A 21513-nucleotide genomic window follows, 5' to 3' on the forward strand; every position below is an offset into this window, starting at 1 on the left:
CAGGCGGACCNCCGATCACCGCGACCAGACCGGCCATGCGGCGCGGCGGCTCCGGCAGCGATGCGCGCAAGTCCAGAAAGGCGCGGCCCAGCGCGGAGGCCACATCCGCCACATCCTCCGCCCGGCACAGCCCCAGCGGCGCAGCCTTCGCCAGCGTCCCGCCCAGCGACACCCGGAACCGGGCCGCGTCCACCGCGTCGAAGCGTACGTCGGTGCTGCTGCCGGCCAGATGGCCGATGCCGCCGCCGCAGACCAGCCAGCCGAATTTCGGCGGCAGGCGGTGCAGGGCCGTGTCCTCCGCCAGACGCGCGTCGAGCGTACGTGCCACCTCCCGTACGTCCATCGCCGCGGCGGGATCCAGCCCGGCGGTGGGGGAGCACAGGACGTTGCGCACCGCTTCGCCCGTTGCATCGTCGGAGACATAGCCCATCTCGCGCAGGGCGTCGGTCACCGGTTCCAGCGCGTCGGCGGGAATGCCGCGCAGCTGCAGATTGCCGCGGTGGCTGAGGTCGATCAGGCCGTTGCCGAAACGATCGCCCAGTTCCGCGATACGGCGGGCGTGCTCGGCCGGCAGAACGCCGGCGGGGACGCGGATGCGCAGCAGGAACCCGTCGCCGACCTGCATCGGCGCCAGCACGCCGGGGCAGGTGCCACGCCGTCTCGGCTGGTTGGCGACAGGGCTGGTCATGCGGCGATCTCCCGGAGGCGCCGCTGCTCCTCGGCCAAATCCTCCGCGGTGGAGTTGCGGCGGGGATGCCACAGGCCGCGGTCGAGCGCCTCGCTCATGCGCGCCAGAATGTGCCGGGCGGCGGCGGGATTGGCATGCGACAGGAAGTCCCACACCTCCGCATCCTCGACATACGCGTCGAACAGCAGGTCGAAATGGGCGGGACGTACGGCGTCGGTGGTGGCGGCGAAGGCGAACAGCGTGTCGACGCCGGCCGCCAGCTCCGCCGCCCCGCGATAGCCGTGGCGCATCATGCCCTGGATCCAGCGCGGGTTGGCCGCCCGGCCGCGCAGGGTGCGGGCAATCTCCTCCGCCAGCGTGCGGACGGTGAGCTTTTCCGGATCGGCGCTGTCGAGGTGGTAGAGCGCCGGTTCGGACTCCTCCAGCGCCGCCGCCGCGGCGAATCCTCCCTCGAACTGCATGAAGCCGTCGGTGGACAGCACGTCATGCTCGCGCTGGTCCTGGTGGTGGACCAGCGCGTCGGCGCCACCGACCCGGCGTCGGAACAATGCCGGCAGCGGCACGCCCTCCAGCCCGGCGCCATAGGCGTGGCAGCCGCCTTCCAGATAGGCGGCGCCGAAATCGGCCCGCGACGTCCAGTCGCCGCGCGCGATCATGCCGGACAGCGCGGTGCCGTAGATGCCGGGGGCGGCGCCGAAGATGCGGGCGGTGGCCCAGCGGCGGGCGTCCGCAGCAGCGGTGCCCGATGCCGCAAGGCGCAGCTCCTCGGCCCGCGCGGTGGCGGCCAGCGGGTTGGTGTCGTCCGGTTCGTCCAGCCCGGCGACGGCGCGCACCGCCTGATCGAACAGGGCGATCTGCTGCGGGAAGACATCGCGGAACAGGCCGGAGATGCGCAGCGTGACATCCACCCGCGGACGGCCGAGCACGCCGGCCGGCATGATCTCGTACCCCGTGACGCGGCCGGAGCCGTTCTCCCAGATCGGGCGGACGCCGAGCAGGGCCAGCGCCTGCGCCAGCTCGTCGCCGCCGGTGCGCATGGCGGGGGTGCCCCAGCAATCCACCACCAGCCGCTGCGGCCAGTCGCCATGGTCCTGGAGATAGCGGGTGATCAGCGCGTCCGCCGCCTGCCAGCCGAGAGTCCAGGCGGTCGGCGTCGGCACGCCGCGCGGGTCGAGCGCATAGAGGTTGCGGCCGGTCGGCAGCGTGTCCGCCCGCCCGCGCGCGGGCGATCCGCCGGGGCCGGGGCGAACGAAGCGGCCGTCCAACCCATCGAGCAGCGCCCGCATCTCCGCCTCGCCGCAGGCGTCTATGTTTTCGGCGGCGGAAGCCACCATGGCCGGATCGGCGGAGCGCGCGACGGCGGCGGTCAGTCGGTCGCGGCGCTCGCCGGCCGGGCTGTGGCCGAAGACATGCAGCCCGTCGCGGATCTGCAGCTCCTTGATGTCGCAGAGATGGGCGTCCAGCCGCGACAGGATGGCGTCGGGATCGTCGTCCGGGCGCAGATTGCAGTCGGCGGCGACGCCGGATTTCCAGGCGAGGTCGAGGATCGTTTCGCGCAGCATGCCCAGCCGCCGCGGGTCGAGTCCGGTCGCCTGCGAATATTCGTCGATGGCGGTTTCGAGTGCCGCGAGGTCGCCGTAGAGGCCGGAGTCGACCGGCGGCGGGGTCAGATGGCCGATCAGCACGGCGCCCAGCCGCCGGCGGGCCTGCACCCCCTCGCCGGGGTTGTTGACGATGAAGGGATAGAGGGTCGGCAGGGCGCCGCCGACGATCTCCGGCCAGCACTCTGCCGACAGCGCCACCGCCTTGCCCGGCAGCCATTCCAGCGTGCCGTGGGCGCCGATCTGCACCAGGGCATGGATGCCGGCGACATGGCGCAGCCACAGGTAGAAGGCGAGATAGCCGTGGCTGGGGGGCGTGTCGGGGTCGTGATGCTGGGCGGTGGTCAAGGGGCCATGGCCGCGGCTGGGCTGCACCGCAACCACGGCAGTGCCGCAGGGCAGGACGCGGAAGGCGAAAGCGTTCTCGCGGCAGGCGGGATCGGCCTCGGGCTCGCCCCAGGTCTCGGCGATGCGGGCGCGCAAGCTCGGCGGGGCGAGGCGCCGGTAATCGGCCAGCGACAGGGTCGGGGTGGGCGTTGCGGTGAGTGCCGCCATCAGGTCGGCACCGCTGTCCGGAATGGCGGACAGGCCGTAACCTTCGCCGGACAGGCGGTTCAGCATCGCCACGGTGCTGGCCGGGCTGTCGAGGCCCACCGCATGGCCGATGCCGCCGCCGGGACCGGGATAGTCCGACAGCACCAGCGCCAGCCGCCGTTCTGCCCGTGGGATGCGGGACAGCCGGACCCAGCTTGCCGCGAGGTCGGCGGTGAAGGCCACCCGGTCGGGAATCGGACGCAGGAGCGGGGCGGCGAATTGCAGGTCGGGGTCGGGCTCTCCCGCCGTCTTGAAGGCGATGGCGCGGGCGATGATGCGGCCGTCCATTTCCGGCAGCACGACATTCATCGCGAGGTCGGACGGCGCCAGCCCGCGCGTGGACGCCTGCCAGCCGGCTTCGGGCGTGGTGGAGAGGATGGCCTGCAGCACCGGGCTGCCGTTGGCCTCCAGGGGGGAACCGTCGTCGCGGGCGGCGGAGAAGGCGGTTGTGTTGATGACGACGGCGGCGTTCTGGGCGGTCAGGCTGGCGCGCGTCCAGGCGGCGCAGTCCGGCTCCTTCAGGCTGGCGACGAACAGCGGGCGGGGGGTGAGGCCGCGGGCGCTGAGCGCGTCGCACAGCGCATGGATCGGGGCCAGATCGCCGGCCAGCAGGTGGGAGCGGTAGAAGACCACCGCGGCGACCGGAGCGTTTGCGGTGACGGGTCCGCTCCAGCCCTCATAGGCGCCGAAGCGCGGGACCGGGGCGGGGTCGTCATGGGGCAGGGGCGTGCCGGCCAGCGTCGCGGCGCAGGCCAGCAGATGGGCCATGTTGGCCGGGCCGCCCTCGGTGAAATAGCGCCACAGCCGGTCGGCGGCCTCGGGGGCGATGGTGCCGTAGGCGGTGAGGTTCGGGTCGGGCTGCGCCTCGCCGGACAGGACGGCCAGCGGGATGCCACGCCCGCGGCACAGGGCGGAGAGGCGGTCGAGGCCGTAGCGCCAATAGCCGCTGCCGCCGAGCAGGCGCAGGACCACCAGCTTCGCCTTGGCGACGATGGCGTCGGCGTAGAGATCGACCGACAGCGGATGGCCGAGGCGGTTGAGGTTGGCAAGGCGGAGGCTGGGCAAGTGCCCGCGCCCCGCCCGCCACGCGGCGGCGAGCGCGGTCAGGTCGCTGTCGGAGAAGGACAGCATGACGAGGTCGGCCGGCGTCTGCCCCAGATCTTCCGCCTGGGGGCCGGCGTCCAGTTCGTCCTGGCGGGCGGCGAGCAGGTGCATGGTTCGATGTCCAGGGGCGGCGGTGCCCCCTCCCTCCCCCTCTTCGAGGGAGAGGGTAGATTTGCGAAGCGGCGGCAGTCCCCTCTCCCGCGATCGGCTGNCTAACTAATACCCAACAACCGCAACTCTTACCCAACAACCGCCCGCGTCACCGCATCACGGTCCAGCCCGGTCTCGCCGATCACCACCAGACGGCTGCGGCGTTCCTCGCCGGGCTTCCACAGGCGGTCGTAATGGGTCTGGATGCGGGTGCCGACGCCCTGGACCAGCAGGCGCATCGGCTTGCCGGGCACGTCGATGAAGCCCTTCAGGCGCAGAACGCCATGCAGGCCGGCGACCTGCTCCAGCGTCATCGCCAGACGGGCGGGGTCGGGCTGCGGCGGCAGCTCCACGACGAAGCTGGTGAAGTCGTCGTGGTCGTGACCGTCCTCGTCGTCATGGTGGCTGGGACGGTTGGCGAGGTCGTCCTCCACCGCCGCCCCGACGCCGAGCAGGACCAGCGGATCGACGGCCCCTTGCGAGGCACGCACCAGTTTGGCGTCGCGGCCGACCGCGTGGGACAGGGCGCCGCGGATCAGATCCTCGACGCGGGCGAGGTCGCCGGATGCCACCAGATCGGTCTTGTTGACGACGATCAGGTCGGCGCAGAGCAGCTGGTCCTCGAACACCTCTTCGATCGGCGTTTCGTGGTCGACGGTGCCGGCGGCGTCGCGCTGGGCCTCCAGCGCCGCGGGGTCGGGGGCGAAACGGCCCTCGGCGGCGGCGGCGGCGTCGACCACGGCGATGACGCCGTCCACGGTCACGCGGGTCTTGATCGCCGGCCAGTGGAAGGCCTGGACCAGCGGCTTCGGCAGGGCAAGGCCGCTGGTCTCGATGATGATATGCTCGGGCGGCTCCGGCCGGGCCAGCAGCTTCTCGATGGCCGGGACGAAATCGTCGGCGACGGTGCAGCACAGGCAGCCGTTCGCCAGCTCGATCACGTCGTCCTCGGTGCAGGTCGGGTTGCCGCAGGCGCGCAGGATGTCGCCGTCGATCCCGACATCGCCGAACTCGTTGATGATCAGGGCCAGCCGGCGACCGTCTGCCTTTTCCAGAAGGCCGCGGATCAGCGTGGTCTTGCCGGCGCCGAGGAAGCCGGTGATGACGGTCGCCGGAACCTTGCCGGCGGCCGCTTTCTCAAGAGCGGACATGGTTTGCGCCTCCTTAACGCGCGCCGGGCTGGGCCCGCAGGGCAGGGCGATGGTCGGTCTCGCGGACCAGACCACTCATCAGCCAGCCGCAGGCCGCGCCCAGAATCGCCCAGAACAGCGCGGCGCTGCCCAGCGAGGCGGTGACGAAATGGGCGGCCAGTTCCGGCGGCACGGCACCCTCGGCGCTTTCCGGATGGGGGGCGCCGATCAGATGGGGCAAGGCGGCGGCCAGGACGGCGGCGGCGATGACCAGGCGGTTGCGGGCGAAGGCGAGTGCCGCCACGCCGGCCCCGGCCCCGGCCGCGGCTGACAGCCACCAGAGCTGTCGCAGCTCCAGCTCGGCTCCAGCCATGCCCGGCAATTCCGGGGCCAAGCCGAAGGAGGGCGCCAGCGACACGGCGATGAATCCGCCGGCCCCCCACACCAGCCCGCGCCGCGCATCGACCGGCCGGCCGGCCAGCAGCATCGCCGCCGACAGCAGCAGCGCATAGGCGACGCCGGTCAGCAGGTTGGAGGCGATGGTCAGGCCGATGCGCTGCATCGCCTCGTCCAGCGTCGTGGGCACGCCTTCGCCGACCTCGCGCACGGGGCCGTGCTGGTGCGACTCGCCAGCGGCAGCAGCGCCGGGGGCGGCCACGGCCGGAGCGGGCGGCGGAGTCACCACCTCGTATTTCTCGGCTTCAAGGATCAGCGGGACGGTCGTCGCCTGCTGAACGACGGAAGCGGCCGTGCCGGAGAGCACGCCCGCGACCAAAGCGGCTGTGAACAGCCGCCGGATCAGATCCATGACCCGCTGCTTAGTGGCAGGGGAAGGCGAAGGAGTGACGGGCGTCGTGTGCCGCGTCGTGGATCTGCTGCGGCTGGGCGAAGCCGACGCCATACAGCAGGAAGCTGCCGAGCAGGATCGCGGCGAAGGCGGCGACCGCGGTCTGGGTGGCGCTGCGGCTCGCGGAGCCGGCGGCCGTGTGGAGCGAATGGGTGGTCATTGACTGAATCCTCGCTGTCCCGCCACACCCGGCGGGGTTGGGAAGGGTCGATACATCCGCCGGCAGGTTTCCTGGCTCGCGGGTCGTCGCATCGCCGTCCGCCTTCCCGGCGCCAAGGCCAGTGGCATGATGGACGGGACGCTCGCCGCACACAGTTGCGGGGGCAGCCACGGCTTTGGACTCCATGCAATGGAGGTCCGCACCGCATTCCCTATTATCCCCGCCGTCCGTCAGGACGGGCAGGGCACCGTCGGAGGGGCACCATCGCAGTGCGGTGCCGATTTGGCAAGCCCGCAATATGGTGTCGGTCGCACGGATGGTCTTGCGTGCCGACATTTTGGATGGTGTCATGTTCGATGGACAGAGTGTCCGCGATTCCGACACTTTTCGGCGCGAAGCTCCGGAGCGGAGAGGGAGAAAGCGAAACGGAACCGGCGGAGAAACAACGGGTCCGCTGGTCCGGACGACGTGACCCCCACCGTGGCACGCTTCGTGCGTACGACAGCCGGTGAAACGTCCCGCCGCATGGCGGCCCCGGTGTTCGGCGCCGGGACAAGCTAAGGGCTCGAAGCCCGATATAAGGACGAACGGGAGGAGAATTCGCGACCGATGAACGCCGCACCGAACGACGACATCATCCTGGAAGCGCGTGGCCTGACGAAGGAGTTCAAAGGCTTCGTGGCGGTTCGGGATGTGAACCTGCAAGTGAAGCGGGGCACCATCCATGCGCTGATCGGCCCGAACGGCGCGGGCAAGAGCACGGTGTTCAACCTGCTGACCAAGTTCCTCACCCCCACCCGCGGCCAGATCCTCTACAAGGGCCGCGACATCACCCGCACCAAGCCGGCGGACATCGCGCTGATGGGGCTGGTCCGCTCCTTCCAGATATCCGCCGTCTTCCCGCACCTCAGCGTGCTGGAGAATGTCCGCGTGGCCCTGCAACGGCCGCTCGGCACCAGCTTCCACTTCTGGAAGTCCGAATCGTCGCTCTACGACCTGCATGACCGGGCGCTGGAGCTGATCGAGGCGGTCAACCTCTCCCCCTGGGCCAACCATCTGGCGGCCGAGCTGCCCTATGGCCGCAAGCGCGCGCTGGAGATCGCCACCACCCTGGCGCTCGACCCGGAGGTGATGCTGCTCGACGAGCCGCTGGCCGGCATGGGCCATGAGGACATCGAGGGCACCGCCGCCCTGATCAAGCGCGTCGCCGCCGACCGCACCGTGCTGATGGTGGAGCACAATCTGTCGGTCGTCGCCCACCTGTCGGACACCATCACCGTCCTGCGCCGCGGTGAGATCCTGGCGGAGGGGCCGTACGAGGTCGTCTCGAAGAACCCGCAGGTGATGGAAGCATATATGGGGACCGGACATGCCTGACGGGATGCAGACCAAAACGGCGATGCTGGAGATCGCCGACCTCCACGGCTTCTACGGCGAGAGCCATGTGCTGCACGGCGTCAGCCTGGAGGTGCGCCAGGGTGAGGTGGTGACGCTGCTGGGCCGCAACGGCGCCGGCAAGACCTCCACCATGCGAGCCATCATGGGGATCATGGGCAAGCGCACCGGCTCCATCCGCTTCCAGGGGCAGGAGCTGATCGGCATGGCCCAGCACCGGATCCCGCGGCTCGGCATCGGCTATGTGCCGGAGGAGCGCGGCATCTTCTCCAGCCTCAGCGTGGACGAGAACCTGACGCTGCCGCCGGTGGTGAAGGACGGCGGGATGACGATCCCGCAGATCTACGACCTGTTCCCCAACCTGAAGGGCCGTGGGAGCACCCAGGGCACGCGGCTGTCGGGCGGCGAGCAGCAGATGCTGGCCATTGCCCGCATCCTGCGCACCGGCGCCACCCTGATCCTGCTGGACGAACCGACCGAGGGGCTGGCCCCGGTCATCATCGAGCAGATCGGCGTGGCGGTGCGGGCGCTGAAGGCGCGCGGCTTCACCATCGTGCTGGTGGAGCAGAATTTCCGCTTCGCCGCCACCATCGCCGACCGCCATTACGTGATGGAGGAGGGGCATGTGGTGGACATGATCCCCAACGACCAGCTCAACGCCAACATGGACAAGCTCCACACCTATCTCGGCGTGTAGCCCGTCCAGCCTTCCGATCCTTCCCGGCCTCGACGCCGCCCCGTCCGCTCCTGGGCCCGCTCCTGGGGCCGGGTCGGCGAACCGCCGGGGATTTGCCCGATTATGGCTCCGGGTTCCCGCGACGGGGACCGGCCGACAACAAATCCAAAGAGGGAGAGACCTTCCGATGCGCACGCTTCTTCTCGCCGGCACCGCCCTGCTGACGCTGGCCGGGACTGCGGTTCCGGCCGCCGCCCAGGTGTCGGACAACGTCATCCGCATCGGCGTGATGAACGACCGCTCCGGCATCTACGCCGATCTGGCCGGCGAGGGGTCCGCCATCGCCGCGCGGATGGCGGCTGAGGAGTTCGGCAACAAGGCCGCCGGCGCCGCCATCGAGATCGTCGTCGCCGACCACCAGAACAAGGCCGACATCGCCGCGTCGAAGGCGCGCGAGTGGGTGGACACCGGCGGCGTCGACGTGATCGCCGACGTGCCGAACTCCGCCGCCGCGCTGGCGGTGCAGGGCATCACCAAGGACAAGAAGCGCATCTTCCTGATGTCCGGTCCGGGTGCGACGGCGCTGAGCGGCGCGCAGTGCAGCCCCTACGGCTTCCACTGGACCTACGACAACTACGCCATGGCCGCCGGCACCGGCCGCGCCCTGTACGAGCAGGGCAAGAAGAAGTGGTTCTTCGTCACCGCCGACTACGCCTTCGGCCAGTCGCTGGAGGAGGAGACCTCCAAGATGGTCAAGTCGCTGGGCGGCTCAGTCGCCGGTGCGGTCCGCCATCCGCTGGGCACCGCCGACTTCTCCTCCTTCCTGCTGCAGGCGCAGGGGTCGGGGGCCGACGTGATCGGGCTGGCGAATGCCGGCGGCGATACCATCAACGCGGTCAAGCAGGCGGCGGAGTTCGGCATCACCCAGTCGGGCCAGAGCCTGGCCGGCCTGCTGCTGTTCATCACCGACGTGAATGCGCTGGGGCTGCAGTCGGCGCAGGGGCTGATGCTGACCACCGGCTTCTATTGGGACATGGACGACCAGACCCGCGAATGGTCGAAAAAGTTCGAGGCCAAGGCCGGCAAGAAGCCGACCATGGTGCAGGCCGGCGTCTATTCGGCGGTGAGGCACTATCTGAAGGCGGTCGAGGCGGCCAAGACCGACGACGCCGACAAGGTCGCCGCCAAGATGCGCGAGACGCCGGTCGAGGACATGTTCGCCAGGAAGGGCAGGATTGCCGCCAACGGCCGCATGGTCCACGACATGTATCTGGTCCAGGTGAAGACTCCGGCCGAGTCGAAGGCGCCCTGGGACTATTACAAGGTTGTCAAGACCATCCCGGCCGACACCGCCTTCATGGACCCGAAGCAGAGCGGATGTGCGCTGGTGAAGTGAGGGGGCGTCGGAGTTAGACCCCCTCCCTAACCCTCCCCCGCTGGGNCAGGATCGTCCTGTGAGGTGTTGCGGGAGGATTGTGTCATGCGCAGGCGGGAAGAGGCTCTGGTCGCCGACGATCTGGCGGAGGACGAGAAGGACCCGCGCTTCGTCACGGCGCTGGCCCGCGGGCTGGAACTGCTGCGCGCCTTCCGCCGCAACGAATCGATGCTGGGAAATCTGGAGCTGGCCCAGCGCACCGGCCTGCCCAAGCCGACGGTGTCGCGGCTGACCTACACGCTGGCCAAGTTGGGCTATCTCGCCTATGACCAGAACACCGGCAAATACCGGCTCGGCACCTCGGTGCTGGCGCTGGGCTATGCCAGCCTGTCCGGCATGGGCATCCGGCAGGTCGCCCGCCCGCTGATGCAGGAACTGGCCGACCAGACCGGGCTTGCCGTGGCATTGGGCGGGCGCGACCGGCTGAGCATGATCTATCTGGAATGCTGCAAGGCGACCGGGCCGATCACCCTGTCGCTCGACGTCGGCTCCCACATCAAGCTGTCGACCACCGGCATGGGCCGCGCCTATCTGGCCGCCCTGCCGGAGGCGGAGCGGGCACCCTTGATGGCGAAGCTGGAGGAGCATGAGGGGGAGCGCTGGCCCGAGATCCGCGACGGCATCCTCCAGGCCATCGAGGATTACCGGACGCGCGGCTATTGCCGCTCCATCGGGGCCTGGAAGTCGGAGGTGCACGCCGTCGGCGTTCCCTTCGTGCCGCGTGACGGATCGCAGGTGCTGGCCTTCAACTGCGGCGGGCCGGCCTTCATGGTCGATCTGCAGAAGCTGGAGGAGGAGTTCGCCCCGCGGCTGGTGGCGATGGTCCGGCGGATCGACGCCACGCTGTTCAACGGATGAGCGGGGTGAAGGGATGAACCGGGTGAAGCCGGAGACGGCAACGCCGCCCTTGCCAGCATTGTCCCGTCCCAGCTAACTGTTCGGACAGCCGACCGACTCCCCGGATCCTGGTGATCGGCTGCATCTTCGTCGTCTGCGTCCTGGTCTTCCGACGCGGCATCGTCGGCGAGATTCTGCATCGGCTGCCCAAGCGCGGGCACTGAGACCGCCTCCCATTTCCGCGAACTCCCCCAGGGGGGACCGAGAGGTCCCCCTCCTTTTTCCGCCCAATTGCTCGTTTGGGTTGAAAATCGCGAATAATAGAATGGATATGGCGGAGGATGTAGAGAACAGGTCCGGGTTGCATTTTTAAAAAAGCGCCACGGTGCGCGTGCCGTCAAGCTCTGGTCTGTTGAACGGGTGCGGATCGACCCCGCGCACCCGCCCGATCCTGTGCGCCTTCCCTTTAATCCGACGGATGGGCTACTATGTTGACCTCTGATATTGTTGGCAAATTGCGTTGCAATGCAGCAGGCACCAAGGCCGGCGCCGCAATGGGCCTCGACACCGGGACGACGAAGATCGGTCCCGTCTGGGAGGGTGACGTGGGCGACACCGTCGATTTCGAAGCGTTGCGCCAGCGAGCGGTGCACTCCTTGTTCGAACATCTGGAATCCATGTGCGTCGGTGCCGTCGCGGTCGACCACACTGGCCGCATCGCCTGGATGGACGAGAAGTACAAGGCGCTGCTGGGGGTTCCCGGCGACCCGCGCGGCCGTCAGGTCGAGGACGTCATCCCCAACAGCCAGCTGCGCCGGGTGATCGAGAGCGGCCAGCCCCAGCCGCTGGACATCATGGAGTTCGACGACCGGTCCTTCGTGGTGACGCGGATGCCGCTGTTCGGCATCGACGGCTCGATCATCGGCGCCATCGGCTTCGTGCTGTTCGACCGCGCCGAGTATCTGCGCCCGCTGGTCCGCAAATACGAGAAGATGCAGGAGGAGCTGGCCCGCGCCCAGCAGGAGCTGGCGCATGAGCGCCGGGCCAAATACTCCTTCTCGCAGTTCCTGGGCGCCAGCGAATCGATCCGCGAGATCAAGCGTCTGGGCCGCCGCGCCGCGCAGATGGACAGCACCGTCCTGCTGCTGGGGGAGACGGGGACGGGCAAGGAGCTGCTGGCCCAGGCCATCCATTCGGCCAGCCCGCGGGCGTCCAAGCCCTTCGTCGGCGTCAATGTCGCCGCCATTCCGGACACCCTGCTGGAGGCTGAGTTCTTCGGCGTCGCCCCCGGCGCCTACACCGGCGCCGACCGCCGCCACCGCGAGGGCAAGTTCCAGCTCGCCAACGGCGGCACCCTGTTCCTGGACGAGATCNATCGAGCCGCTCGGCTCCAACAAGGTGGTGCGGGTCGATGTGCGCATCATCGCCGCCACCAGCCGCGACCTGCACGCACTGGTGCGCGACAAGCAGTTCCGTGCCGACCTCTATTACCGGCTGAACGTGGTGCCGATCACCCTGCCGCCGCTGCGCGACCGGCCGGAGGACATCGAGAGCATCGCCGACCGCATCCTGGAGCAGCTGGCGATCCAGCAGGGCACGCCGCCGCGCGAGCTTCTGGAGTCGGCGGTGCAGGTGCTGCGCGACTATGACTGGCCCGGCAATGTGCGCGAACTCTACAACACGCTGGAGCGGGTGGTGGCGCTGACCGACGCGCCGATCCTGACCGCGCCGCACATCCGCAGCGTTCTGCCCGGCATGCAGCACCCGGCCGGCGCCTCGGCCCTGCCGCTGGCGGCGGGGGCGAGGCCGTTGCAGGAGGTGCTGCACGCCGCCGAGCGCCACGCCATCGCCGCCGCGCTGGAAGAGGCCAACGGCGTCAAGGCGCGGGCGGCGAAGCTGCTGGGCATATCGCGCGCGTCGCTGTACGAACGCATGATGACGCTGGGGCTGGGGGCGACGCAGTAGACGCGGGCACCGGCCGCCGGCCGCAAATTTCGTACTACGAAATGCTGTTTCGTTGACGCGCCGGCCGACCGCTGGCAGGATCGTCCTGTGAGGTGTTGCGGGAGGATTGTGTCATGCGCAGGCGGGAAGAGGCTCTGGTCGCCGACGATCTGGCGGAGGACGAGAAGGACCCGCGCTTCGTCACGGCGCTGGCCCGCGGGCTGGAACTGCTGCGCGCCTTCCGCCGCAACGAATCGATGCTGGGAAATCTGGAGCTGGCCCAGCGCACCGGCCTGCCCAAGCCGACGGTGTCGCGGCTGACCTACACGCTGGCCAAGTTGGGCTATCTCGCCTATGACCAGAACACCGGCAAATACCGGCTCGGCACCTCGGTGCTGGCGCTGGGCTATGCCAGCCTGTCCGGCATGGGCATCCGGCAGGTCGCCCGCCCGCTGATGCAGGAACTGGCCGACCAGACCGGGCTTGCCGTGGCATTGGGCGGGCGCGACCGGCTGAGCATGATCTATCTGGAATGCTGCAAGGCGACCGGGCCGATCACCCTGTCGCTCGACGTCGGCTCCCACATCAAGCTGTCGACCACCGGCATGGGCCGCGCCTATCTGGCCGCCCTGCCGGAGGCGGAGCGGGCACCCTTGATGGCGAAGCTGGAGGAGCATGAGGGGGAGCGCTGGCCCGAGATCCGCGACGGCATCCTCCAGGCCATCGAGGATTACCGGACGCGCGGCTATTGCCGCTCCATCGGGGCCTGGAAGTCGGAGGTGCACGCCGTCGGCGTTCCCTTCGTGCCGCGTGACGGATCGCAGGTGCTGGCCTTCAACTGCGGCGGGCCGGCCTTCATGGTCGATCTGCAGAAGCTGGAGGAGGAGTTCGCCCCGCGGCTGGTGGCGATGGTCCGGCGGATCGACGCCACGCTGTTCAACGGATGAGCGGGGTGAAGGGATGAACCGGGTGAAGCCGGAGACGGCAACGCCGCCCTTGCCAGCATTGTCCCGTCCCAGCTAACTGTTCGGACAGCCGACCGACTCCCCGGATCCCATGCTCGACAGCTTCCTGCTCGCCTTCACCGCCTTGTTCTCCATCGTCAACCCGCTGGCGATGGCGCTGATCTTCAGTCAGGTGACGGCCGACAGCAGTCCACGCGACCGGGCGCGGCTGGCCGGGCTGGTCAGCCTCTATTCGGCCATCGTCATGCTGACCGCGCTGTGGGCCGGCGCCTATGTGCTGAACTTCTTCGGCGTGTCGATGGCGGCACTGCGGATCGCGGGCGGCTTCGTCGTGGCCGAACGGGCCTGGGCGCTGCTGACCGCGCCGGAACGGCACGAGGCACGCAAGCAGGAACAGGCGGCCGGCGACGGCGACGGGCTGGCGGAATCGGCCTTCTTCCCGATGACGATTCCCTTCACCACCGGGCCGGGCACCATCTCGGTCGCCATCGCGCTGGGATCCACCCGCCCGACGCGGGGTGACGGGCTGATCGAGTTCTTCCTGGGCATGTCGGGCGCGGCGCTGGCGATCGCCGCGCTGATCTGGCTGTCCTACCGTTCCGCCGACCGCATCGTCGCCTTCCTCGGCCCGACGCGGGTGCGGGTGCTGACGCGGCTGTTCGCCTTCCTGCTGTTCTGCGTCGGCGTCCAGATCCTGCTGACCGGTGTTCTGGACGCCTTCCCGCTGCTGTCGCAGAAGGGCTGAGATCTCTCCCTCTCCCGCCCCGGGAGAGGGAAGGAGCTGGCGCATGAGCGCCGGGCCAAATACTCCTTCTCGCAGTTCCTGGGCGCCAGCGAATCGATCCNTGGCCTTGCCGATGGAGCGCGCGATGCCGCCGGGCTCGACCACCTCGACGCGGGTGCTGATGCCGATCAGCGATTTGATCGAGTGCTGCAGGTGCCGGGCGTGGCCGTCCCATTCCGACGGATGGATGCCGTCATGCATCTCCACCCGGACGGCGAGGTTGTCCATGTGGCCGTCGCGGCTGACCACCAGCTCATAATGGGGGGCCAGCGCCGGGATCTTGCAGATCAGCTCCTCGACCTGGGTCGGGAAGACGTTCACGCCGCGGATGATGAGCATGTCGTCGGAGCGGCCGGTGATCTTGTCCATCCGCCGCATGCCGCGCGCGGTCGGCGGCAGCAGCCGGGTCAGGTCGCGGGTGCGGTAGCGGATGACCGGCATGCCCTGCTTGGTCAGCGTGGTGAAGACAAGCTCGCCGTAGGAGCCGTCGGGCAGCACCTCGCCTGAGTCGGGGTCGATGATCTCGGGATAGAAATGGTCCTCCCAGATCACCGGGCCGTCCTTGGTCTCCACGCATTCCGATGCCACGCCCGGCCCCATCACCTCCGACAGGCCGTAGATGTCCACCGCATGGATGTTGAAGGTGCGCTCGATCTCCTCGCGCAGCGCGCCGGTCCAGGGCTCGGCGCCGAAGATGCCGACGCGCAGGCTGGTGCTGCGCGGGTCGATGCCCTGGCGGCGCATCTCGTCGGCGATATTCAGCATGTAGGACGGCGTGACCATGATGATGGTCGGCTTGAAGTCCTGGATCAGCTGGACCTGCTTCTCGGTCTGGCCGCCCGACATCGGCACCACGGCGCAGCCCAGCCGCTCCGCCCCGTAATGGGCGCCGAGGCCGCCGGTGAACAGGCCGTAGCCATAGGCGATGTGCACGATGTCGTTGCGCGTGCCGCCCGCCGCCCGGATGGAGCGGGCGACGACCTCCGACCACACGTCGATGTCGCCCTTGGTGTAGCCGACCACCGTCGGCCGCCCGGTGGTGCCGCTGGAGGCATGGACGCGGACGATGTCCTCCATCGGCACGGCGAACATGCCGTAGGGATAGGCGCGGCGCAGATCGTCCTTCACGGTGAAGGGGAACAGCGCCAGATCCTTGAGATCCTTGAAGTCGTCGGGATGGACGCCCTTCGCCTCGCACTTGGCGCGGAAGGAGTCGACGTTGGCGTATGAATGGCGGAGCGACCATGCCAGCCGCTCCGTCTGCATCGCCGTGATCTCGTCGCGGCTGGCGAACTCGTAGCGGTCCATGCCGGGCTTGGTCTGGTTCACGCCGCTGTCGGTCACGATGGACATGGTGCGTTTCTCCCCTTCGTACTGATGCCCGGCGCTTGGCGGCCGGTGAAGCCCAATACCCTTCAGACCCGCTCCACCATCATGGCGATGCCCTGGCCGACGCCGATGCACATGGTGCAGAGCGCGCGGGTCGCCTTGCGGTCCTCCAGCTCCATCACCGCGCTGGCGACCAGACGGGTGCCGCTGGCGCCCAGCGGGTGGCCCAGCGCGATGGCGCCGCCATTGGGGTTCACATGCTCGGCATCGTCGGGCAGGCCCAGCATGCGCAGCACGGCGAGGCCCTGGGCGGCGAAGGCCTCGTTCAGCTCGATCACGTCGATATCGCCGATGGAGAGGCCGAGGCGGGCCAGCAGCTTCTGCGTTGCAGGCGCCGGGCCGATGCCCATCACGCGCGGCGCCACGCCGGCCACCGCGGTGCCGACGACGCGGGCGCGCGGGGTCAGGCCGTAGCGCTTCACGGCGTCCGCGGACGCCACGATCACCGCGGCGGCGCCGTCATTGACGCCCGAGGCGTTGCCGGCGGTGACGCTGCCGCCCTCCTTGCGGAAGGGGGTGGAGAGCTTGGCCAGCGCCTCCAGCGTGGTGTCGGGGCGCAGATGCTCGTCGGTGGCGACGATGGTCGGCTCGCCCTTGCGGCGCGGGATGCTGACCGGGACGATCTCGCGGGCGAGGCGGCCGGACTCCTGGGCGCGGCCGGCGCGCTGCTGGCTGCGGACGGCGAAGGCGTCCTGGTCGGCGCGGGAGATGCCGTAGTCGGCGGCGACGTTCTCCGCCGTCTCCGGCATGCTGTCGATGCCGAACTTCGCCTTCATAGCTGAGTTGACGAAGCGCCAGCCGATGGTGGTGTCGAAGATCTCGGCCTGACGGGAGAAGGCGCTGTCGGACTTTCCCATGACGAAGGGGGCGCGGGTCATGCTCTCCACGCCGCCGGCGACGATCAACTCGGCCTCGCCCGCCTTGATGGCGCGGGCGGCCATGCCGATGCTGTCCATCCCGGAGCCGCAGAGGCGGTTGACCGTGGTGCCGGGCACTGCGTCGGGCAATCCCGCCAGCAGCGCCGCCATGCGGGCGACGTTGCGGTTGTCCTCGCCGGCCTGATTGGCGCAGCCGAGGATCACGTCATCGACGGCGGACCATTCGACGCCGGGGTTGCGCTCCATCAGGGCGCGGAGCGGCACCGCGGCGAGGTCGTCCGGGCGCACCGGGGCCAGCCCGCCGCCGTAACGGCCGAAGGGGGTGCGGACGGCGTCGCAGAGGAAGGCTTCACGCATGGGAGGCTCCGGGAACGGGGATCACGCTGCCGGCGAGGCGCGCCGACTGGCCGCGGAACAGGCCGACCACCGTGCCGTCCTGGGTGGTGACGGTGACGTCGTAGACGCCGGAGCGGCCGCGCTTGTGCACCTCGCGGCATTCGGCGGTCAGCAAATCGCCCAGCTTAGCCGGAGCCGGGAAGGTGATGGAGCAGCCCGCCGCCACCGTCACCTCGTTCGCCGCGTTGCAGGCATAGGCGAAGGCGGTGTCGGCCAGCGTGAAGGTCATGCCGCCATGGCCGATGTCGTGGCCGTTCACCATGTCCTTGCGCACGGTCATGCTCATGCGGGCATAGCCGGGGGCGATCTCCAGCAGCTCGATGCCATGGGCCTGGGCGCAATGGTCGCGCTCGTACATGCCGCGGCCGACCGCTTCTGCGAGGGATTGGGGGGTGTCGGGGGCGGTGGTCATAGGAGCGGCTCCTTGCTTCTTGAATCCCTCTCCCGTCTCGGGAGAGGGGGGCGCCGCAGGCGCCGGGTGAGGGGTGATCCAAGGATCAGGTGCGTTCGTCTTGGATCACCCCTCACCCTTCCCAAGCTCCGCTTGGGCCCCCTCCCCCTCCCCGNGCTTGCGGAGATCCTTCGCCGCAGCAGGGCCGAGGCGCGGTAGCGGTCCTCGCCGTAGGTGCGGGCCAATGCGTCGAGCACGCCCAGCACATGGGACAGGCCGATGCGCTCGGCCCAGGCCAGCGGACCCAGCGGGTAGTTCACGCCCTTGGTCATCGCGATGTCGATGTCGGCGGCGCTGGCGACGCCCTGCATCGCCGCGTCCGCCGCCTCGTTGGCGAGCATGGCGACGGTGCGCATCACCACCAGACCGGGGGCGTCGTCGATCACCGACACCGCCTTGCCCAGCGCCTGGAACAGCCCGGCGGATACGGCGAGCGCCTCGGCTGGCGTGCCATCGGCGGGGGCCAGAGCCACGCGGGTGGCCTTGGCGTAATCCAGCGCCAGATCGAACAGCACCAGCGGGGCGATGCCGTCCTCCGCCGCTCGCGCAGTGGCGGTGCGGCCGTCGGTCAGGGCCAGCGTGATACCGTCCACCAGCAGCACCCCGCTGCCGGCGGTTTCCTCCACCGCGATGCCGGCCTCGCGCAGCAGCCCGGCCAGGGACGCGGCGGGGCCGAGGTCGCCCTGCACGGTCACGCGCTCTGGCTTGGCGGCCGGCTCGGCGCTGCGCGGCATCGGCTTGGCGGCACCGGGGCTGTGGTCGTAGAAGCCGCGGCCGGTCTTGCGGCCGAGACGCCCGGCCTCGACCAGCTCCTGCTGGATCAGCGAGGGCTGGAAGCGCGGGTCGCCGAAATAGGCGGCATGGACCGAGCGGGTGACGGCAAAGTTCACGTCGTGGCCGATCAAATCCATCAGCTCGAACGGCCCCATGCGGAAGCCGCCGGCCTCGCGGACGACGGCGTCGATGGTGGCGGGATCGGCCGCCTGCTCCTGCACCAGACGCAGCCCTTCGGCGTAGAAGGGGCGGGCGACGCGGTTGACGATGAAGCCGGGGGTCGAGCGGCAGCGAACCGGGCTCTTGCCCCACGCCTTCGCCGTGTCGAATAGCGTGTCGAGCACCGCCGGATCGGTGGCGAGGCCGCTGACGATCTCGACCAGCGCCATCAGCGGCGCCGGGTTGAAGAAATGCAGCCCGGCCAGACGCTCCGGCCGCCGCACCCCGGCGCCGATGGCGGTGACCGACAGCGACGAGGTGTTGGTGGCGAGGATGGCGTCAGGCCCGACGATGCCTTCCAGCTCGGCGAACAGGCGGCGCTTGACGTCGGGATCCTCGACGATGGCCTCCACCACCAGACCGGCGGGGGCGAGGTCGGACAGGCCGTCCACCGCGCGCAGGCGGTCCACCGTGGCGTCACGCTCCGCCGCCGTGCGCTTGCCCTTCTCGACCAGCGCGGTCAGCGCCCTGGCGATGGACTCGACGGCGGCCTGGGCGCCGCCGGGGCGGCTGTCGACCAGCAGGACCGGGTGGCCGGCCTGCGCCGCGACCTGGGCGATGCCCTGGCCCATGGCGCCGGCCCCGACCACCGCGACGGTGACGGAGGGATCGAGCGCCGCCATCACCGTCCCTCGAACTTCGGGGCGCGCTTGGCCACGAAGGCGGCCACGCCCTCGCGGTAATCCTGGGTGCGGCCGGCCTCGCGCTGGAGGTCGCGCTCCAGATCGAGCTGGGTGTTCAGGTCGTTGTCCAGCGAGACGTTCAGCGCCCGCTTGATCAGCGCGAGACCGTGCGTCGGCTGGGTGGCGAGCTGGCGGGCCAGCGCCCCGGCCTCCGCCGCCAGCTTGTCGTCATCGACCGCCTTCCAGATCATGCCCCAGGCTTCCGCCTGCTCGGCCGACAGCTTGTCGCCCAGCATGGCGAGGCCCATGGCGCGGGCATGGCCGACCAGACGCGGCAGGGTCCAGGTGCCGCCGCTGTCGGGGATCAGCCCGATCTTGCAGAAGGCCTGGATGAAGCTGGCCGAGCGCGCCGCCAGAACGATGTCGCAGGCGAGCGCGATGTTGGCCCCGGCCCCGGCGGCGACGCCGTTCACCGCGCAGACCACCGGCATCGGCAGGCCGCGCAGGCTGCGGACCAGCGGGTTGTAGTTGGTCTCGATCGAGGCGCCGAGATCCGGCCCCTGGGCACCCGGCGCGACGGCGCGGTCGGACAAATCCTGCCCGGCGCAGAAGCCGCGCCCGGCCCCGGTCAGCAGCAGGCAGCGCACCGCCTTGTCGTCGCGCAGTTCGGCGATGGCCTCGCGCAGCTCCTCATGCATCGCCGCGGTGAAGCTGTTCAGCCGGTCCGGCCGGTTCAGCGTGACGGTGGCGACGCCGTCGGCGATGTCGAGGAGGATCGTCTTGTCGCTCATTGCGCGGCCTCCAGCACCGGAACGCGGCTCTGCACCACGCGGAAGCGGTTGGCGACGAAGGCGAGGTCGCACAGCGCGGCATTCGCCGCCGGGTTGGCGCCGGTGCCGTGGAAGTCGCTGAAGGCCGCCGACTGGTTGACGAAGACGCCGCCGGTGAGGTTCACCGACAGGGCGACGCCGGCCTCGACGAACAGGTCGGTCGCCTGCTCGATCAACTGCGGGTCGGTGCTGTAGAGGCCGGTGGTGAGCGCGCCCTTGGTCCGCGTCAGGCGGGCGGCGCGTTCCAGGCTGTCGGCGGTGCTGTCGGTCTTCACGATGATGGAGATCGGGCCGAACAGCTCATGGCCGTACTTGTCCTCCTCATCCGCATCCATGGTCAGGATCAGCGGCGTGCGGATGCGGGCGTCCGGGAATTTCGGATGGGCGATGGTTCGCGACGGCAGCACGACGGTGCCGAGCTTCGCCGCCTCGTCGATGCGGGCCAGCGTGGCGTCGGACTGGATGGCGCCCAGCACCTCGACCGCGCGCTCCGGGTCGGACAGGAACTTGTCGACGCCGCCGGCAAGGGCCGAGACCACCTGATTAAAAGTCATGTGCTCGCCGCCGGCCTGGATGCCGTCCTTGGGCACGAAGATGACCTGGGTCGTCGTGCACATCTGGCCGGAATAGAGGCTGAGCGTGAAGGCGAGGTTGCGCACCATGCCCTTGGGATCGTCGGTGCTATCGATCACCACACTGTTGACGCCGGCCTTCTCGGTGTAGACCTGGGCGTGGCGGGCGTTCCGCTCCAGCCAGTCGCCGAAGCCGGTCGAGCCGGTGTAGTCGATCACCGCCACTTCCGGCCGCAGAGCCAGATCCTTGGCGATGGTGTCGCCGATGGCCAGCGTGACGAGGTTGGGGTCGAGCCCGCACTCCGCCAGCACCTCGCGCGCGATCCGCACGGTGATGGCGAGCGGCAGGATGGCGGTCGGGCCGGGCTTCACGATCACCGCGTTGCCGGTGACGAGGCTGGCGAACAGGCCGGGATAGCCGTTCCAGGTCGGGAAGGTGGCGCAGCCGATGACCAGCCCGACGCCGCGGCCGACCACCTCGAAACGCTTGTCCATCACCAGCGGCGGGTTCTTGCCCTGCGGCTTCTCCCAGCGCGCCGCCGGGGCCTGGTCGGTCATCGCCTTCCAGCCATAGGCGACCGCCTCCAGCCCACGGTCCTGGGCGTGCGGGGCGCCGGCTTGGAAGGCCATCATGAAGGCCTGCCCGGTGGTGTGCATCACCGCGTTGGCGATCTCGAAGCTGCGCGCGTTCAGCCGCTTCAGGATTTCCAGGCAGACGCCGGCGCGGCCGTTCGGCCCGGCCTTGCGCCAGCCCGGCATCGCCGCCTTGGCCGCAGTCACCAGAGCCTCGACGTCCGACACCGGGTAGCTGATGCCGAGGTCGAAACCGAAGGGCGAGCGCTCGCCGCCCACCGTGCCGATGACGCCCGGCTGGTCCAGCTCGAAGGGCTTGTCGCGATAGGCCGCGAAGGCCGCCTCGCCATCCACCGCCGCCGTCTCGCCATAGGCGCGCGGGCTCGGCATTTCGGGGAAGGCCGACCAGTAGGCGCGGCTGCGGCAGGCCTCGACGGCCTTCTGCAGCGTCGCCTCATGCGTCTCGAACAGGCTCTGCGGGGTGGTGGTCATGGCGGG

General features: G+C 69.8%; 14 protein-coding genes, 5 pseudogenes and 1 riboswitch. Of the genes and pseudogenes, 8 read left to right on the plus strand and 11 right to left on the minus strand.

Annotated elements, in window-relative coordinates; all coding sequences use genetic code 11:
• Positions 1-11: 11 nt before the first annotated feature.
• The 5 genes and pseudogenes from A6A40_RS31850 to A6A40_RS26545 all read right to left on the minus strand — a co-directional run.
• Positions 12-688, minus strand: a pseudogene (locus tag A6A40_RS31850) (precorrin-3B synthase); the annotation flags it as partial.
• Positions 685-4098: a cobaltochelatase subunit CobN gene (cobN, locus tag A6A40_RS26530; RefSeq protein WP_108548825.1), complete on the minus strand. Its 3414-nt coding sequence runs from the start codon at positions 4096-4098 to the stop codon at positions 685-687. The gene cobN and the pseudogene A6A40_RS31850, both read right to left, overlap by 4 nt.
• Positions 4099-4226: 128 nt before the next feature.
• Entirely contained in the window at positions 4227-5288 is a 1062-nt protein-coding gene (cobW, locus tag A6A40_RS26535; protein ID WP_108548826.1) for a cobalamin biosynthesis protein CobW, read from the minus strand.
• Positions 5289-5301: 13 nt separating this feature from the next.
• The gene (locus A6A40_RS26540) at positions 5302-6075 is read right to left on the minus strand and encodes a CbtA family protein (RefSeq protein WP_108548827.1); all 774 of its coding nucleotides are present in this window, start codon (positions 6073-6075) and stop codon (positions 5302-5304) included.
• 10 nt (positions 6076-6085) lie between these two features.
• Entirely contained in the window at positions 6086-6274 is a 189-nt protein-coding gene (locus A6A40_RS26545; RefSeq protein WP_108548828.1) for a CbtB domain-containing protein, read from the minus strand.
• A 44-nt stretch (positions 6275-6318) separates the two neighbouring features.
• Positions 6319-6541: riboswitch (cobalamin riboswitch) on the minus strand.
• Positions 6542-6883: 342 nt separating this feature from the next.
• Between A6A40_RS26545 and A6A40_RS26550 the strand changes: the two genes are divergently transcribed.
• The 8 genes and pseudogenes from A6A40_RS26550 to A6A40_RS26580 all read left to right on the plus strand — a co-directional run bounded on the left by A6A40_RS26550 (position 6884) and on the right by A6A40_RS26580 (position 14271).
• Positions 6884-7651 (plus strand): ABC transporter ATP-binding protein, encoded by a 768-nt coding sequence (locus A6A40_RS26550; protein ID WP_108548829.1) that lies wholly within the window; start codon positions 6884-6886, stop codon positions 7649-7651.
• Positions 7644-8366, plus strand: a complete 723-nt coding sequence (locus A6A40_RS26555; RefSeq protein WP_108548830.1) for an ABC transporter ATP-binding protein — start codon at positions 7644-7646, stop codon at positions 8364-8366. The genes A6A40_RS26550 and A6A40_RS26555 overlap by 8 nt, the downstream gene beginning before the upstream one ends.
• A 166-nt stretch (positions 8367-8532) precedes the next feature.
• Positions 8533-9741 carry an ABC transporter substrate-binding protein gene (locus tag A6A40_RS26560; protein WP_108548831.1) on the plus strand — a complete coding sequence of 403 codons (1209 nt, stop codon included), beginning with the start codon at positions 8533-8535 and terminating at the stop codon, positions 9739-9741.
• 84 nt (positions 9742-9825) lie between these two features.
• Entirely contained in the window at positions 9826-10638 is an 813-nt protein-coding gene (locus A6A40_RS26565; RefSeq protein WP_014189500.1) for an IclR family transcriptional regulator, read from the plus strand.
• Between the two features lie 1103 nt (positions 10639-11741).
• Positions 11742-11990, plus strand: a pseudogene (locus A6A40_RS32510) (sigma 54-interacting transcriptional regulator); the annotation flags it as partial.
• A gap of 1 nt (position 11991) precedes the next feature.
• Positions 11992-12582: pseudogene (locus A6A40_RS31860) on the plus strand (AAA-type ATPase lid domain-containing protein); the annotation flags it as partial.
• A 113-nt stretch (positions 12583-12695) separates the two neighbouring features.
• Entirely contained in the window at positions 12696-13508 is an 813-nt protein-coding gene (locus A6A40_RS26575) for an IclR family transcriptional regulator (RefSeq protein WP_014189500.1), read from the plus strand.
• Positions 13509-13617: 109 nt separating this feature from the next.
• Positions 13618-14271: a MarC family protein gene (locus tag A6A40_RS26580; protein ID WP_108548995.1), complete on the plus strand. Its 654-nt coding sequence runs from the start codon at positions 13618-13620 to the stop codon at positions 14269-14271.
• Between the two features lie 101 nt (positions 14272-14372).
• Here A6A40_RS26580 and paaK read toward each other — a convergent pair.
• The 6 genes and pseudogenes from paaK to paaN form a co-directional block, all read right to left on the minus strand.
• Positions 14373-15663: pseudogene (paaK, locus tag A6A40_RS26585) on the minus strand (phenylacetate--CoA ligase PaaK); the annotation flags it as partial.
• 62 nt (positions 15664-15725) lie between these two features.
• Positions 15726-16934 carry a 3-oxoadipyl-CoA thiolase gene (gene pcaF, locus A6A40_RS26590; protein WP_108548832.1) on the minus strand — a complete coding sequence of 403 codons (1209 nt, stop codon included), beginning with the start codon at positions 16932-16934 and terminating at the stop codon, positions 15726-15728.
• Positions 16927-17385, minus strand: coding sequence for a hydroxyphenylacetyl-CoA thioesterase PaaI (gene paaI, locus A6A40_RS26595; RefSeq protein ID WP_108548833.1), 459 nt, complete (start codon positions 17383-17385; stop codon positions 16927-16929). The genes pcaF and paaI overlap by 8 nt, the downstream gene beginning before the upstream one ends.
• 155 nt (positions 17386-17540) lie before the next feature.
• A pseudogene (gene paaH / locus A6A40_RS26600) lies at positions 17541-19040 on the minus strand (3-hydroxyacyl-CoA dehydrogenase PaaH); the annotation flags it as partial.
• Positions 19040-19831, minus strand: coding sequence for a 2-(1,2-epoxy-1,2-dihydrophenyl)acetyl-CoA isomerase PaaG (paaG, locus tag A6A40_RS26605; protein WP_108548834.1), 792 nt, complete (start codon positions 19829-19831; stop codon positions 19040-19042). The pseudogene paaH and the gene paaG, both read right to left, overlap by 1 nt.
• The gene (paaN, locus tag A6A40_RS26610) at positions 19828-21507 is read right to left on the minus strand and encodes a phenylacetic acid degradation protein PaaN (protein ID WP_108548835.1); all 1680 of its coding nucleotides are present in this window, start codon (positions 21505-21507) and stop codon (positions 19828-19830) included. The genes paaG and paaN overlap by 4 nt, the downstream gene beginning before the upstream one ends.
• Positions 21508-21513 lie beyond the last annotated feature (6 nt).

It is taken from the genome of Azospirillum humicireducens (assembly GCF_001639105.2).
Taxonomy (GTDB): domain Bacteria; phylum Pseudomonadota; class Alphaproteobacteria; order Azospirillales; family Azospirillaceae; genus Azospirillum; species Azospirillum humicireducens.

Bases quoted from the DNA above. Each gene is read 5' to 3' on its own strand.
- A6A40_RS26565 (WP_014189500.1), top strand. From the start codon at position 9,826: ATGCGCAGGCGGGAAGAGGCTCTGGTCGCCGACGATCTGGCGGAGGAC.
- paaI (WP_108548833.1), bottom strand. From the start codon at position 17,385: ATGACCACCGCCCCCGACACCCCCCAATCCCTCGCAGAAGCGGTCGGC.
- A6A40_RS26575 (WP_014189500.1), top strand. From the start codon at position 12,696: ATGCGCAGGCGGGAAGAGGCTCTGGTCGCCGACGATCTGGCGGAGGAC.
- cobN (WP_108548825.1), bottom strand. From the start codon at position 4,098: ATGCACCTGCTCGCCGCCCGCCAGGACGAACTGGACGCCGGCCCCCAG.
- A6A40_RS26560 (WP_108548831.1), top strand. From the start codon at position 8,533: ATGCGCACGCTTCTTCTCGCCGGCACCGCCCTGCTGACGCTGGCCGGG.
- A6A40_RS26550 (WP_108548829.1), top strand. From the start codon at position 6,884: ATGAACGCCGCACCGAACGACGACATCATCCTGGAAGCGCGTGGCCTG.
- A6A40_RS26545 (WP_108548828.1), bottom strand. From the start codon at position 6,274: ATGACCACCCATTCGCTCCACACGGCCGCCGGCTCCGCGAGCCGCAGC.
- pcaF (WP_108548832.1), bottom strand. From the start codon at position 16,934: ATGCGTGAAGCCTTCCTCTGCGACGCCGTCCGCACCCCCTTCGGCCGT.
- paaG (WP_108548834.1), bottom strand. From the start codon at position 19,831: ATGAGCGACAAGACGATCCTCCTCGACATCGCCGACGGCGTCGCCACC.
- paaN (WP_108548835.1), bottom strand. From the start codon at position 21,507: ATGACCACCACCCCGCAGAGCCTGTTCGAGACGCATGAGGCGACGCTG.
- A6A40_RS26555 (WP_108548830.1), top strand. From the start codon at position 7,644: ATGCCTGACGGGATGCAGACCAAAACGGCGATGCTGGAGATCGCCGAC.
- A6A40_RS26540 (WP_108548827.1), bottom strand. From the start codon at position 6,075: ATGGATCTGATCCGGCGGCTGTTCACAGCCGCTTTGGTCGCGGGCGTG.
- cobW (WP_108548826.1), bottom strand. From the start codon at position 5,288: ATGTCCGCTCTTGAGAAAGCGGCCGCCGGCAAGGTTCCGGCGACCGTC.
- A6A40_RS26580 (WP_108548995.1), top strand. From the start codon at position 13,618: ATGCTCGACAGCTTCCTGCTCGCCTTCACCGCCTTGTTCTCCATCGTC.